Annotated in this window: 14 protein-coding genes; 2 read left to right on the plus strand and 12 right to left on the minus strand. The window is 66.8% G+C overall.

Translation table 11 applies throughout. The features are described from left to right. Positions 1 to 23: 23 nt before the first annotated feature. The 3 genes from rhtB to PJW05_RS25670 form a co-directional block, all read right to left on the minus strand. Positions 24 to 656 carry a homoserine/homoserine lactone efflux protein gene (rhtB, locus tag PJW05_RS25660; RefSeq protein WP_271409738.1) on the minus strand — a complete coding sequence of 211 codons (633 nt, stop codon included), beginning with the start codon at positions 654 to 656 and terminating at the stop codon, positions 24 to 26. Between the two features lie 74 nt (positions 657 to 730). After that, the gene (locus tag PJW05_RS25665) at positions 731 to 1,270 is read right to left on the minus strand and encodes a mechanosensitive ion channel family protein (RefSeq protein ID WP_271409739.1); all 540 of its coding nucleotides are present in this window, start codon (positions 1,268 to 1,270) and stop codon (positions 731 to 733) included. Further along, the gene (locus PJW05_RS25670) at positions 1,270 to 3,180 is read right to left on the minus strand and encodes an ATP-binding cassette domain-containing protein (protein WP_271409740.1); all 1,911 of its coding nucleotides are present in this window, start codon (positions 3,178 to 3,180) and stop codon (positions 1,270 to 1,272) included. Before PJW05_RS25670 ends, PJW05_RS25665 begins: the two co-directional genes overlap by 1 nt. A gap of 50 nt (positions 3,181 to 3,230) precedes the next feature. On the opposite strand from PJW05_RS25670, the gene PJW05_RS25675 reads away from it, so the two are divergent. Beyond that, positions 3,231 to 3,695, plus strand: a complete 465-nt coding sequence (locus PJW05_RS25675) for a TIGR02444 family protein (protein WP_271409741.1) — start codon at positions 3,231 to 3,233, stop codon at positions 3,693 to 3,695. On the opposite strand, the gene PJW05_RS25680 is transcribed toward PJW05_RS25675, so the two are convergent. From PJW05_RS25680 to PJW05_RS25690, 3 genes are all read right to left on the minus strand, one after another. Beyond that, positions 3,692 to 4,804 carry an AlgP family protein gene (locus tag PJW05_RS25680; RefSeq protein ID WP_271409742.1) on the minus strand — a complete coding sequence of 371 codons (1,113 nt, stop codon included), beginning with the start codon at positions 4,802 to 4,804 and terminating at the stop codon, positions 3,692 to 3,694. The two genes, PJW05_RS25675 and PJW05_RS25680, sit on opposite strands and share 4 nt — an antisense overlap. 253 nt (positions 4,805 to 5,057) lie before the next feature. After that, a complete protein-coding gene (rsd, locus tag PJW05_RS25685; protein ID WP_271409743.1) occupies positions 5,058 to 5,528 on the minus strand; it encodes a sigma D regulator in 471 nt (156 codons plus the stop codon). A 313-nt stretch (positions 5,529 to 5,841) separates the two neighbouring features. Beyond that, positions 5,842 to 6,333: a disulfide bond formation protein B gene (locus PJW05_RS25690; RefSeq protein ID WP_271409744.1), complete on the minus strand. Its 492-nt coding sequence runs from the start codon at positions 6,331 to 6,333 to the stop codon at positions 5,842 to 5,844. 109 nt (positions 6,334 to 6,442) lie between these two features. Here PJW05_RS25690 and PJW05_RS25695 point away from each other — a divergent pair, with 109 nt between their 5' ends. After that, on the plus strand, positions 6,443 to 7,540 hold the full coding sequence (locus PJW05_RS25695) for a PQQ-dependent sugar dehydrogenase (protein ID WP_271409745.1): 1,098 nt from the start codon (positions 6,443 to 6,445) through the stop codon (positions 7,538 to 7,540). Between the two features lie 34 nt (positions 7,541 to 7,574). On the opposite strand, the gene PJW05_RS25700 is transcribed toward PJW05_RS25695, so the two are convergent. The 6 genes from PJW05_RS25700 to PJW05_RS25725 form a co-directional block, all read right to left on the minus strand. Then, positions 7,575 to 8,825: a heme biosynthesis HemY N-terminal domain-containing protein gene (locus PJW05_RS25700; RefSeq protein WP_271409746.1), complete on the minus strand. Its 1,251-nt coding sequence runs from the start codon at positions 8,823 to 8,825 to the stop codon at positions 7,575 to 7,577. Beyond that, positions 8,822 to 9,955: a uroporphyrinogen-III C-methyltransferase gene (locus PJW05_RS25705; RefSeq protein ID WP_271409747.1), complete on the minus strand. Its 1,134-nt coding sequence runs from the start codon at positions 9,953 to 9,955 to the stop codon at positions 8,822 to 8,824. The genes PJW05_RS25700 and PJW05_RS25705 overlap by 4 nt, the downstream gene beginning before the upstream one ends. Positions 9,956 to 9,971: 16 nt before the next feature. Beyond that, entirely contained in the window at positions 9,972 to 10,739 is a 768-nt protein-coding gene (locus PJW05_RS25710) for a uroporphyrinogen-III synthase (protein ID WP_442969198.1), read from the minus strand. Next, positions 10,739 to 11,680, minus strand: a complete 942-nt coding sequence (gene hemC, locus PJW05_RS25715; RefSeq protein ID WP_271412305.1) for a hydroxymethylbilane synthase — start codon at positions 11,678 to 11,680, stop codon at positions 10,739 to 10,741. Before hemC ends, PJW05_RS25710 begins: the two co-directional genes overlap by 1 nt. A gap of 133 nt (positions 11,681 to 11,813) precedes the next feature. Then, positions 11,814 to 12,560: a LytR/AlgR family response regulator transcription factor gene (locus PJW05_RS25720; RefSeq protein WP_271409749.1), complete on the minus strand. Its 747-nt coding sequence runs from the start codon at positions 12,558 to 12,560 to the stop codon at positions 11,814 to 11,816. Next, positions 12,557 to 13,639, minus strand: coding sequence for a sensor histidine kinase (locus PJW05_RS25725; RefSeq protein ID WP_271409750.1), 1,083 nt, complete (start codon positions 13,637 to 13,639; stop codon positions 12,557 to 12,559). The genes PJW05_RS25720 and PJW05_RS25725 overlap by 4 nt, the downstream gene beginning before the upstream one ends. Between the last annotated feature and the right edge of the window lie 195 nt (positions 13,640 to 13,834).

Consider the following 13,834-nt stretch of genomic DNA (forward strand, 5'->3'; position numbering starts at 1 on the left):
GCCGCCTTTCGCATGGATGGGCACTACACCGGCGCGCGGCGCACCGTGGCCAGCAGCGCCGCCGCCCCGACGAACAGCGCGGCAAAGCTGCGGTTCATCACCCGCTGCTGGCGCGGCGTGCGCAGCAGGCGCAGGACACGGGCGGCGAGGCCGGTGTAGCCGGCCATGACGATCAGGTCGACGGTGATCATGGTCGCGCCCATCACCAGATACTGCTCCACCAGCGGCGCGTGGGGATCGATGAACTGCGGCAGCACCGCGAGCATGAAGACGATCGCCTTGGGATTGCTGAAGTTCACCAGGAAGCCGCGCAGGACCAGGGTGAGCGGCCGGCCGATGGGACGCTCGGCGGAATCGCTGGCCATGTCGCTGGGCAACGCCTTCCATTGCCTGACCGCGAGGTAGACCAGGTACACCACCCCGAACCACTTGATCAGGGAGAATGCCAGGGCGGAGGTGGCGAGGATGGCGCCGACGCCAGCGGCGACGATGGCGATCTGCAGGGCCAGGCCGATCTGCAACCCCAGGGCGTTCCAGTAACCACGCAGGAAGCCGTACTGCAGGCCGGACGACATGGAAGCGATGGCACCGGCACCCGGTGACAGGCTGATCACCCAACAGGCGACCAGAAAAGCGAGCCAGGTCTGAAGTGCCACGGCATGTACCTCGGAAACCAAAAAAGGGGCAGGCCGCAGAGCCTACCCCTTCGTCCGACCGCTGCCCAGTACCGTCAGCGCCAGCGGCGCACCGCTTTCTGGAAGAACAGGCTGTTGGGCACTTGCACCAACGCGCCCTGGTTCTCTTCGCTGACATCTTCGAGGGTGGTGTAGAACAGGTTGATGGCGATCACTCGCCCCTTCACCCCCTGCTTGTCGGCGCTCTCCACCACCTCCACCTTGTCGCCCATGCGGAAGGGGCCAAGGGAGAAGATCAGCACCGCGCAGAACATGTTGGACAGCACGCTCCAGATGGCGAAGAAGGCCACCGCGGCAACGGCGGTGAAGCCGGTCAGGGCGGCCCAGAGGACTTCCGCCGACACACCGAAGCGCTCCAGTACCAACATGAAGGCGCTGCCAAGGATCATCCAGCGCATCAGGCCACGCAGCGGCAGCAGCAGCTCCTTTGGAAGCTGTGGATAACGCTCGCCGAGACGACTGATGCCACGGGTGACGATGCGCTGCACCAGCCAGGCCAGCAGGATGACGAGCAGCACCTGGGCGGCGCGGAGCAGCGGTTCGCTCCAGGCGGTGAGCAGTTGCAGGTCATCCATCAGTCCGCGGCCTCCAACTGCCGCTGCAACGCCTCCAGGGCTTCCAGGGCCAGGAGCCAGGCCTCTTCCAGTTCGGCCTCGCGGCCTTTCAGGCGCGCCTGTTCGGCCAGCAGATCGCGCAGTTCATCCTTGCGCGCCGCCTCGTAGAGAGCAGAATCGCCCAGGCGCGCCTCGACGCCGGCCAGTTGCTCATGCAGCTTGCCGAGGTCTTTCTCCAGCTTCTCGGCTTCCCGCTTGTGCGGCGCCAGTTGCTGGCGCAGGGCGGCGGCGGCCTGGCGCTGGGCACGCTTGTCGGTCTTGTCCGGGTTCACCGGCGCGCTGGCCACGGGCGCCTGGCGCGCACGGTAGTCCACCAGCCAACGCGCATAGTCGTCGAGGTCGCCATCGAAACCCTGGACGCGGCCGTCGGCCACCAGCAGGAACTCGTCCGTGGTGCTCTTGAGCAGGTGCCGATCGTGGGACACCACCAGCACGGCGCCGGCGAAGTCCTGCAGGGCCATGGTCAACGCCAGGCGCATTTCCAGGTCGAGGTGGTTGGTCGGCTCGTCCAGCAGCAGCAGGTTGGGCTTCTGCCAGGCGATCAGGGCCAGGGCCAGCCGCGCTTTCTCGCCACCGGAGAAATTGGCCACCGCCTCGTCGCAACGATCCCCCCGGAAATCGAAGCCGCCGAGGAAGTCGCGCAGGGTCTGCTCGCGTTCGCTCGGCGCGATGCGCTGCAGGTGCAGCAACGGGCTGGCCTTCGGATCGAGGGCATCCAACTGGTGCTGGGCGAAGTAGCCGATGGCCAGGTTCTCGCCACGGGCGAGGCGACCGCCGAGGGGGTCGAGGTCGCCGGAAAGGGTCTTGATCAGCGTGGACTTGCCGGCGCCATTAGGACCCAGCAGGCCGATGCGGGCACCCGGCGCCAGTTGCAGCTTGACCTGCTGCAACACGGCCTTGTCGCCATAGCCGAGGCGGCCTTCGGACAGATCCAGCAACGGGCTGGAAATCTTGTCGGCCTCGCGGAAGCTGAAGTCGAACGGCGAATCCACATGGGCAGGCGCCAGCTCTTCCAGGCGCTCCAGGGCCTTGATCCGGCTCTGTGCCTGGCGCGCCTTGGTGGCCTTGGCCTTGAAACGGGCGATGAAGCTTTCCATGTGCGCCCGCTGCGCCTGCTGCTTCTCGTAGGCCTGCTGCTGCTGCGCGAGGCGCTCGGCGCGGGTGCGTTCGAAGGCCGAATAGCCGCCGCGATAGAGGGTCAGCTTGCGCTGCTCCAGATGCGCCACGTGGTCCACCACTGCATCGAGGAAGTCGCGGTCGTGGGAGATCAGCAGCAGGGTTCCAGGGTAGCCCTTGAGCCACTCCTCCAGCCAGAGGATAGCGTCGAGGTCGAGGTGGTTGGTGGGCTCGTCCAGCAGCAACAGCTCGGATGGGCACATCAACGCCTGGGCGAGGTTGAGGCGCATGCGCCAACCGCCGGAGAAGTCGCCGACACGACGGTCCATCTGCTCGGCGGTGAAGCCCAGGCCGGCCAGCAGCTTGCGCGCACGCGCATCGGCCGTGTAGCCGTCGGCGCTGTCGAGCTCGATGTGCAGGCGGGCGATGGCGCTGCCGTCGTGACCCGCCTCGGCGGCGGCGAGGTCGCGCTGCACCTGGCGCAGGTGCTGGTCGCCATCGAGCACGTAGTCCACCGCCAGGCGCTCAAGGTTGTCCACCTCCTGACGCATGTGCGCGATACGCCAGTCAGCGGGCAGCTGGCAGTCGCCGGCATCCGGCCCCAGCTCGCCACGCAGCAGGGCGAACAGACTGGATTTGCCGGCGCCGTTGGCACCGATGAGGCCGACCTTCTGGCCGGCGTGCAGGGTCAGCTCGGCGCCTTCTAGCAGGCGCTGGGGACCACGCTGTAGAGTGAGATTTTGCAGTCGGATCATGATGGCGGCGGAGTTTATCAGCTTCGCTGCGCCGTCGCCCGGGGAGCACCATGCCTTCAGACCTGTGGACCTTTGCCCTGCGCCTCTATGCCGAACCCGGCGTCGAGCAGGCCTGCCTGCGCCTCCAGGACCAGGGCGCCGATGTGTGCCTGCTGCTCACTGCCTGCTGGCTGGGACGACGCGGCATGACCGTCGACGCAGCGCGCCTGGACACCCTGAAGCGCGTTTGCGAACCCTGGCAGACCGAGGTGGTGGAACCCTTGCGTGCGCTGCGCAGAAACTGGAGCGCGCAGGCCCGGGATGATCCAGCGCTGGCAGGGCTGCGGGAGCAGATCAAGGCGCTGGAACTGGAAGCGGAACGCAAGCTGCTGGCGCGACTGGAAGTCACTGCCGACGGCTGGGATGCAGGAGGGCTGGAACAGGTCGAGGCATGGCTGCTGGGCTGTGCCCCGCTGCGGGAGAGCCTGGACCGCGATGCGCTGGATCAACTGCGCATCGCGGCCCTGGCACTTTAGTTCGACGGCGAAGTCGGCGCGGCGCCGTTGCTGCTGGCAGGCGCGACGCTGGCCACCGGAGTGGCTGCCGGAACAGCCGGGGCGGTCGGCGCGGTTACGGCCGGCTTGGCGGCGGGTGCCGGAGCAGCCGGTTTCGCAGTGGCAGGCTTCGCGGCCGGCTTGGCCGGAACGGCTCTCTTCACTGCCGGTTTGGCGGCGGGTTTCTTCGCGGCGGGCTTGGCGGCGGGCTTCGCAGCGGCGGCCGTAGCAGGCTTGGCGGCAGGTTTCGCAGCCGGCTTGGCAGCGGGCTTCGCAGCGGGTTTGGCAGCAGCGGTCTTCGCGGCAGGCTTGGCGGCAGCAGGCTTAGCAGCGGGTTTGGCGGCCGGCTTGGCCGCTGCAGTTTTCGCGGCGGGTTTGGCGGCAGTCTTCACGGCCGGTTTCGCAACAGGCTTCGCGGCAGCCTTCACGGCCGGTTTCGCAACAGGCTTCGCGGCAGCTTTCACGGTCGGTTTCGCAACAGGCTTCGCGGCAGCTTTCACGGCCGGTTTGGCGGTAGGCTTGGCAGCCGGCTTAGCCGCGGGTTTGGCAACCGGTTTCGCAGCAACTTTCGCGGCAGGCTTGGCGGTCGGCTTCGCAGCGGGCTTGGCGGCAGCGGTTCTTGCTGCCGGCTTCGCGGCGGTCCTGGCGACCGGTTTAGCCGCCGGCTTAGCGGCTGCGGCGGGTTTGGCCTCGCGGATGCTGAGCGCCTTGCTGGCGGCTTCACGTACTTTGCCGACACCCTGGGCGAGCTTCAGGCTCTCCTGGGAATCACGCTTGAGCTGGGCGATATAGGTGCGGGTTTCGGCCTGGCGATCTTTCAGGGTATCCAGCAGGGCTTCGAGGTCGTCGATGCTGGACTTGGCCTTGGCCTGCGCCTTGGCCTTGCCGGCCTTGGCTGCGTCTTGCAGCTTGGTGCGGGCGGCGTGGAGCTTTTCCTGGGCCTTGCCGCGTTGCTTCTCCAGCTTGGTCAGTAGTTTTTCAGCGTCGACCGCGGCTTGAGCGCAGGCTTTTTCGAGGTGTTCGAGCAGGCTGTGGGACAGCTGTTGCAGCAGGTGCAGCGGGGTGCTTACGGGCTTCTTCTTGGCCGACATGGTATGCCTCCTGGCGGGCGTTATTTGGCCCATACTAGTCGCCTGTTTCGCGAGTCGCCAGAGGCCGCGCAATTCCGCCCGCCCAGGCCTTGCGACTGATTGCCGGTCCGGGGGGTTCGCGGCGTGATCCGAACCTGGAATAGGGAGGCCGAACAGCCTTCTCCGAACCGGTAGCTGGGCAACGCCAGGGAGGCTCTGGAATCAGGGAAGGTCGCATGCTTGCTCCCACGATCCCAGTACCGGCAGAAAACGATCAGGCTGGTTGCGAAGCCTGGCCCTGGTGGGCGTTGTGCAGCACTTCGATCAGGCAGTCTTCCAGCTCGAAGCGTTCGTGGAGCAACTGCCCGAGATTCTTCAGTTCGGTGGTCAGGCAGATGTCACGGCAATCGCCATTGTCGCAACGGTCGTTGAAGGCCAGGGCGACCTCGGTGATGGCTTCGATGCGCGGATAGATTTGCTTGGCGAGGTCGAGACCACGTTGATCGCCGAAAGCTTTCGCCTCGTTGAGCAGTTGCTCGTAGACCTCGAAGTGTCCTGCGGAAACGTAGTCCAGCAGAACCTCACAAAACCTTTGCAGCCCTTCTGCATTGGCGCTGGGTGCCTGGGGCTTGTTGCTCAGCGAGCTGTACACGCGAACCAGCTCATGGCGCTCCTGCAACCAGCGGTCGATCAGCTGGTGCACGCCACCCCAACGTTCCTGAGCGTTCTGGCAACTTTCGAGCATGGTGACGACCTCACTTCCCTAATTCGGTAATGCCGTTATACGTCCGCTCCGAGACGGTTTTTTGTCGACCGGTGCAAGATCCTGGGAAGGCGCCGCCAAAACGGCAATATTCCGGCGGCGCGTGCGGGCCAGATTATGCCCGCCGGGGTCGTGCCATCAAGGCGCTGCCAGGAAAAAATTCATACGAGCGTTTAATCGACAGGCCGCGGCCCGCCTGGGGGATTCCTTGCGGCCTGCGTGACAGACCGGCGCAGCGGAAACAGGCGGGAAACGGGAGGGCGAAGGGTGCACGGACACGCCGCACACCCTTCGATCAGGCGCGGCGCAGCAGTTGGAAGAGGGAGAACGCGATACAACCGGCGAAGGCCAGCAGGCTCCACTCCGGGATGCTCATGCCGAACAGTGTCCAGGTCACTGCCGCGCAATCGGCGGTGCCGTGGAGCATGGTCTTGAGGATATCCAGGAACGGCCACGCCTCGATCATGTAGTCGAAGCTCGGCAGGCAGGCGGGCAACTGATCGGCCGGCACGCTCTGCAGCCAGATCTGGCGGCCGGCGGCAGCACCGCCGGCGCCGGAGAACAGCAGTGCCAGCACCGCGTAGACACGACGGCCGGTACGCTCGGGGCCATGCAGCGCGGCGATCAGGCAGATGATGCCGAAGGCGACGATGAACACCCGCTGGACGATGCACAGCGGGCAAGGTTCGAGACCCAGGATGTGCTCGAGATACAACGCGCCGCCCATGACGGCGACGCAACCGAGGAAGGCGAACAGAAACAGCGAACGCGGGCTTGCCAGGGACATGGCGGCTCCGTTGGGTTATCGGAAAGGGCGTTACGGTAGTGGAAAGCACCTCGGCCTTTCAAGGCGACCGTCTAGGCTGGAAGAGGTTGCCTATCCGGAGAACGCTGCCATGCATCGGCTGCTCATGCTTACCCTGCTCCTCCTTCCCGGACTGGCCGATGCCACGTTGCCCCTGGAGCGCATCAGCCTGCCCGAGGGCTTTCGCATCACGCTGGTGAGCGACCGCGTGCCCAACGCCCGGGAAATGGCCTGGGGTGAACGCGGCACCCTGTTCGTCGGCAGCAACTCGGCGGGAAAGGTGTATGCGCTGGACCCCACCAGCGGCAAGGTCCGCACCATCGCCAGCGGCCTACAGCTGCCTGTTGGCGTCGCCTACAAGGGAGGTGACCTTTATGTCTCGGCGGTCAGCCGAATCCTGCGCCTGCGCGACATAGAGTCTCACCTCGATTCCCCACCCGAGCCCGAGGTGGTTTATGACAAGCTGCCGACCGAGACCCACCACGGCTGGAAATTCATCGCCTTCGGTCCCGACGGCAAGCTCTACGTTCCCATTGGCGCCCCCTGCAATGTCTGCGACGAGGACCCTGACCTCTATGCCGCCATCCACCGCATGAACGCCGATGGCAGCGGCCTGGAACTGGTGGCGCGCGGTGTGCGCAACACCGTCGGCTTCGACTGGCATCCGCAGACTGGCGAACTCTGGTTCAGCGACAACGGCCGCGACCTGATGGGCGACGATGTACCGGACTGCGAGCTCAACCGCCTGGAGCGGGCCGGCCAGCATTTCGGCTTCCCCTACTGTCACGCGGGCGACGTGGCCGACCCCCGGTATTCCGGGCGCCCCTGCAGCGACTTCATCGCACCGGTGGCCAAGCTGGGCCCCCACGTGGCGCCCCTGGGCCTGCGCTTCTATAGCGGCCGGCAGTTCCCGGCGGATTACCGGAACAACCTGTTCATTGCCGAGCACGGTTCCTGGAACCGCAGCGAGAAGATCGGCTACCGCATCAAGCGCGTCGAGTTGAACGAAGACGGCAGCCTGAAACGCCAGAGCGTGTTCGCCGAGGGCTGGCTGCGGGATGGCACGGTCTGGGGACGCCCGGCAGACGTACTGGTGACACCGGACGGCGCCCTGCTGGTCAGCGACGACCGCGCCGGGGCCATCTACCGCATCGACTACGTGGGGGATGGTCCAACCAGCCAGCCATGAAGAAGGCCCGGGGGGTTCCCGGGCCTTCTTCGCATCAGGCGATTCTCTCCGTCGGCAGCGGCAAGGCCGGCAGGCGCTGGTCGAGCAGGCCGAGGCCTTCCTGGAACAACTGGTTGCTGCGCTCCACTTCGCCCAACTGCGCCAGCAGGCGGGCCAGCTCGGCGCAGGTTTCGGGGTCGCGACGGAAGCTCAGGCTGCTGTCGAAGTACTCGCGCGCCTTGCCCCAGAGGCGATTGCGCAGGCACAGGCGGCCCAGGGTGAGCAGCAATGTGGCATCGCTGGGATGCTCCTTGAGCCACCCTTCGGCCGTTTGCAACTGGCGGGCCGGGTCGCGGCCACGCAGCAGGCCATAGAGGCGCACCAGGGCATCGTCATGGCCGCGCTTGATGGCACCGCGCACAGCCTCCTCGGCTTCTTCCTCGGCGCCCAGGCGGCGCAGTTGTTCGGCGAACGCCAACACCAGACGCGGTTCGTTGCGCTGGGCGGAGGAAAGTTGCTGCCAGGCACGGGTCAGGGGCTGCAGTGCGGTTTCGCCCTGGTTCAGGCCTTCTTCGCCAGCCTGGTGCAGGCGGGCGCTCCAGACGCGCAACTCCAGCTCCACCAGTTGGCTATCCGACAGCGCCTTTTCCTTGCGCAGAGTGGGTAGCAGCCCGACCAGGGAGGACCAGTCACCACGCACTTCATGCAGGTGCAGCAGTTGGCGCAGTACCTGGTGATGGCGCGGATGACGCTCATGCACGGCCTTGAGGGTGTCGAGCGCGGCCGTCGCATCGCCACGGTCCAGTTGGAGTTCGGCGTGGGCCAGCGCGATGGCCAGCTCGGCCTGCGGCTGGCGTTCCAGGGCCCGCTCCAGCAGCTGCTCGGCTTCGTCGGTCTGGCCGATCTTCTGCGCGGCGCGGGCTGCACCGAGGTAGTAGATCAGTGGCTGTGGGTCCGCCTCGGCGGCACGCTTCAGATGGCGCAGGGCACGGGCCCAGCGACCTTCGGCGAGGTCCAGCAGGCCCTGCTCGGACGCCAGTCGCGCCCGGCGCCGAGCATTGCGCCGCGACCAGGGATTGACCACGCCACCGGAAACCACCGCCAGCCGCAACAGGTAGCGCAGCACGACGAACAACAGCCAGAGCACCGCCAGCAGGGCCAGGGTCGCCCAGAGCGTGGACTCGTAGCGGAAGCCCTTGTAGGCCACCAGCACATAGCCCTTGTGCTGGGCCACAGCCATGCCGATCAGGGTGGCGGCCGCGCCGATCACCAGGAGAATCAGCAGTACCTTGAGCAGGCGCTTCATTGGCCGGCCTCCTCGGCCGGATCAGCGGTGCCAGGCTCCTCGGCTGCGGCGGCCGCCGCTCCCGGAGTGCGTTGCAGGTAGGCCTGCAGGGCGCTCAGGGCAGAGGCGAGGTCAGGTGTCTGGACTTCCACCGGCTGGCCGGCGAGCTCGTCGAGTCGCGCCAGCAGGGCACGGCTGTCCGGGTTCTCGCCATTGAAGTGGCTGTCCAGGATCTCACGGGCCTGGCGTAGCGACTGCTGGTAGACCTGGGTCTGGCCGTGCAGCGCGCCCCACTGGGCCTGCTCCAGGGCCAGCGAGAGGGCCAGGCGGACGCGGGACAGCTGCTGCCCGGCCAGGAGCGGCTTGATGTCCTGATCGGCATTCAGCTGGATACGGAAGTAGTGCGAGAGTCTTTCCAGCCACTCAGCCCAGGCGTTGCCGCCGTCGCCATCGGCGGCCAGGTCGAGCAGCACGCCGCCCTTGTCTTCGAAGGCCGGGACCAGCGGATCCAGCTGGGCCGACTGATCGCGCAACGCGCCAAGCTGCAGGAACAGGCCGGTGCGGTCCGGCTGGGCAGTGCCGCGCAGGGCCGCCAGGCTCTTGGCCAACTGTTCACGGGCGGCATAGGCGCTGGGGTCGTTCTGTTCCCGAAGGATGTCATCGGCGGCCTGCACCAGCGCGGTGGCGCTGTGGATGTCCTGCAGCGCGGAGAGACGCAGGGAGGCCAGGCGCAGCAGGTGTTCGGCTTCGGCCAGGCGCCAATCCTTGCGGCTGGCACCGAGGATGGTTTCCAGGCGCTGGCGCAGTTGCTGTTGATCACCCTGCAGGTCCGTCAGCAGACGGCGGCGCTCATCCAGCTCGGCGGCCGTGGGCAGCGCCTCCAGGCGTTCGGTGAGCTGCTGCTCGCGCTGGGCCAGGGCACGGGTTTGGCCACGGGCCTCTTCGACCATGCTGAGCTGCTGCTGATCACGGGCCTCCAGGCTGCGCACCTGCCAGAGGCCCCAGCCCCCCACGGCGATGCCGGCGGCACCCAGCAACAGGGCGAACAGGGCCAGGCCATTGCCCCGCGACGCAGACGGGGCGCGCGCCGGAGCGGCGGGTTCGGCGGCTAGGGTGTGTTGCTCTGGTTTGGGGGATTCTGCTTCGCTCACGTATCCATCCTTCGCTTCAAGGGGCCGGCGCCGGATACTGCCTGAGCGCCGCCAGCAAGGCCGCGGCGCTGGCGCCACGGCAATCCACAACATTCTTCGCGCCCGCCAGGGCGGCCTGCTCGGCCACCCGAGGGCTGGGTACGAACAGGGTCAGACCGGCCAGTTCGGACCAGGCATCGCCAGCCAGGCGCTGGAGGTTTTCCAGGCCCTGGCCGCTGCTGATCACCAGGCCGTTCAGGTGTTCCGACTCGACGCGCTGCAACAGGGTGCCCACCGGATACTCCGGCAGGCAACGCCGGTAGAGTTCCAGATAGTCGACCGCGACACCTTGGCCGCGCAAGCGCTCAGCCAGGAATTCTCGGCCACCCTCACCGCGCATGATAAGGACCTTTGGATCGGGAACCGCCAACGCATCGGAAAAGGCTGACAAAGCCAGTAGAGCCTCACTGTCATCCCCGTTGCCCGGCCAGGCCGCGTGCAAGCCGTAGGCGTCGAGCACTGCCCCGGTGGCGGCGCCAACGCTGAACCAGCGCTGCCCCGCCGGCGGCTGCGGCCAGTAGCGATCGAGCAACTCGAGACCGAGACGCGCCGCCGGCTTGCTGACCACCACCACGGCACAGTAGCGGTCGAGGTCAAGGATGACGCCGCGTTGCTCAGGCGTTTCCTCCAGAGGTTCGATGGCCAGCAGCGGCAGGCTGCTGCTGAAGACCTGCTGTTCGGCCAGGGTCGCGGCCAGGGCCTCGCACTCCTCGCTGGGGCGTGTCAGCAGCAACCGCCAGCCCATCACGGGTGACCGGCCTCGCCGTAGACGGCCTTGAGGATGTCCCCGGCGCCCAGTTCCAGCAGCTCATCGGCGACCCGGACACCCAGGGCCTCGGCATCGGCGACAGCGGCGCGGCCTTCGGCGCGCAGCAGTTGGCCGCCATCGGGCTGGCCCACCAGACCGCGCAGCCAGAGCTGCTCGCCTTCCAGCACCGCGTAGCAGGCGATGGGCACCTGGCAGCCGCCGTTCAGGCGCTTGTTCAGGGCGCGCTCGGCGGTGACGCGCAGGGCGGTGGCCGGGTGGTGAAGGGGGGCCAGCAGGGCATGGATTTCGCGGTCGGAAGTGCGGCACTCGATGCCCACGGCCCCCTGACCGCCCGCCGGCAGGCTGTCCTCTACGCTGATGGAAGAGCGGATGCGATCCTCGAAACCGAGGCGGATCAGGCCGGCGGCGGCGAGGATAATGGCGTCGTACTCGCCGGCATCCAGCTTGGCCAGGCGAGTGTTCACGTTGCCGCGCAGGAACTGGATTTTCAGGTCCGGCCGGCGAGCCAGCAACTGGGCCTGGCGGCGCAGGCTGGACGTCCCCACCACGCTGCCGGCAGGCAGGGCGTCAAGGCTGTCGAAGCGGTTGGAGACGAAGGCGTCGCGCGGGTCCTCGCGCTCGCAGATGCAGTACAGGCCAAGGCCTTCGGGGAAGTCCATGGGCACGTCCTTCATGGAGTGCACGGCGATGTCGGCCTCGTTTTCCAGCAAGGCGGTTTCCAGCTCCTTCACGAACAGCCCCTTGCCGCCGATCTTCGCCAATGGCGCATCGAGCAGCTTGTCGCCCTTGCTGACCATGGGCACCAGGCTGACCACGAGACCGGGATGGGCCTCCTCGAGACGGGCTTTGACGTATTCGGCCTGCCACAGGGCCAGGGCACTCTTGCGGGTGGCGATGCGGATCTCGCGGGACATGATCACTTCCGGAAACGGTAATGCCCGGAATCATAACAGGCCCGCGCACGGCAAGGGCGCGGGCGGTTGTCGCGGAGCGACACGGGTTGTCGAAGAAACGCAGCGGGCTGTCGCCAAGGCGTTCGCCGGCAGCCGGTCAGAGGTTGTTCATCAGTTTCCGCACGCCGGCGACATGACGGCGGCTGACAGTCAGGGCGTCGCCATTGAGACCCTTCAGGTACAACTGGAAGTGGCCCAGCGGCGTGCGCTGCAGGCGCTCGATACGCTCGCGGGCCACCAGCGCATTGCGGTGGATACGCACGAAACGGTCGCCGAACTCGTCCTCCAGCGCCTTCAACGGCTCATCCAGCAGCACTTCGCCATGCTCATGGCGCAGGGTCACGTACTTGTGGTCGGCGATGAAGAAGATCACCTGGTCCAGCGGGATCAGTTCGATGCCTTTCCGGGTACGGGCGCTGATGTGACTTCGGGGACCGCTCCCGCTGACCGCGGCAGGACGGGTCAGCGCAGCGAGTTGCACACGGTTGGGTCGCTCGGCCTTCTTCAGCGCCTCGGCCAGGGACTCGGAGCGCACGGGCTTGACCAGGTAGCCCACGGCGCTGACCTGGAAGGCCTCCAGGGCGAACTCGTCATGGGCCGTGCAGAAGATCACCGCCGGCGGCGCCTCCTTCTCGCAAAGCCTGGCGGCGACCTGCAGCCCGTCCAGGCCGGGCATGCGAATGTCGAGCAGGACGACGTCCGGCTTGAGGCTGTCGATCAGGGTGAGCGCCTCTTCGCCGTTGCTGGCGGCAGGCTCCAGGACACGGTACCCCTCGAGATCACCGACCAGACGGCTGAGGCGCTCGCGGGCAAGGGGTTCATCGTCGACGATCAGGACATTCATATCGCACGGGCTTCCTGCGTGAGTCTCGCACAAGGATAGCGTAGACAGGTGAAGTGGCGGCCGTCACGGCGCTCCACGCTGAGACTCGCCCGCGGCCCGAAAAGTGCCGTCAGGCGCGCATCGATATTGCGCAGAGCCTGCTGGGTTCCGCGCGATGGCGACTGTCCCTGGACCTCTTCGTACGGGTTGCTCACGCAGAGCCGGAACATGCCATCGCGGTAATCCGCTTCGATCCGGACCAGCCCCCCTTCGATGCGCGGCTGGATGCCATGGATCAGGGCATTTTCCAGCAAGGGCTGCAGCGTCAACTGGGGGATGGGCAGATCGTCCGGTACTTCATCCACCTGCCAATCCAACTGTAGCCGTTCTCCGAGACGATATTGCTCGATCGAAAGATATCGTTTCGCCAGCTCCAGCTCCTCGCCCCAATCCACCAGGGTTCCGGGCTTGGCCAGGCTGGCACGGAAGATGTCCGACAGGTCGAGCACCGCCTGCTCGGCCTTGTCCGGGTCGATCACCACCAGGCTGGCGATGCTGTTCAGGCTGTTGAACAGAAAGTGCGGGCGGATGCGCGCCTGCAGCGACTCGATGCGCGCCTTGAGCTCGGCCTGCTGTTGCTTGCGCCACTGGCTCTGCAGGTAGAAGTAGCGCAGCAGCAGGGCCGACATGATCAGGCTGATCAGGCCATGGCGCAGGTAGAGGTTGACCTCACCATCGCGCGGCAACGGCCCGCCGAGGTCGAAGTAGTCGGCCACGGCGGTGCCGGCCAGGGTCAGGCCCACCACCAGGGCGCAGCAGAGCCCTCCCGCCAGCGCTGCGCGCAGGCGCGCCAGGAGCGGTCGGAGCTGGCACAGCAGCGCGGCGGAGAGCAGCACGATCCATTGCACGAAAAGGGAGGTCAGGGCCAGGCGCACCCAGTTGAAGCTGGGCAGCATGGGCTCGGCCAGCACCAGCACCAGTACCAGCAACTCCGCCAGCAGCACCAGGCCGAGCAGGGCTTCGGGCAGGCAGAGTTCCGGCAGGAAGAAATCGTCGTTGGCGGTACTGGATCGCGCTTTCTTTTTCAGGCGCTTCGGCATCCCGGACATATCCCCAATGGCCCGGCAGGCGACTAGCCGGGGTCGCCGGGCAAAAGCCTGTACTTAACCATCAATCCCGCGACGCTTCCGTGAAGGCCACGGCAAACTGCCCACCCCCCGACCGGACAGGCCGCGCCGGTTTTTCCGGCAACACTGTTATTATCGACGGTATTTTCCGGCCCATCGGCTTTCTTT

The sequence above is a fragment of the Pseudomonas sp. Q1-7 genome, assembly GCF_028010285.1.
GTDB lineage: Bacteria > Pseudomonadota > Gammaproteobacteria > Pseudomonadales > Pseudomonadaceae > Metapseudomonas.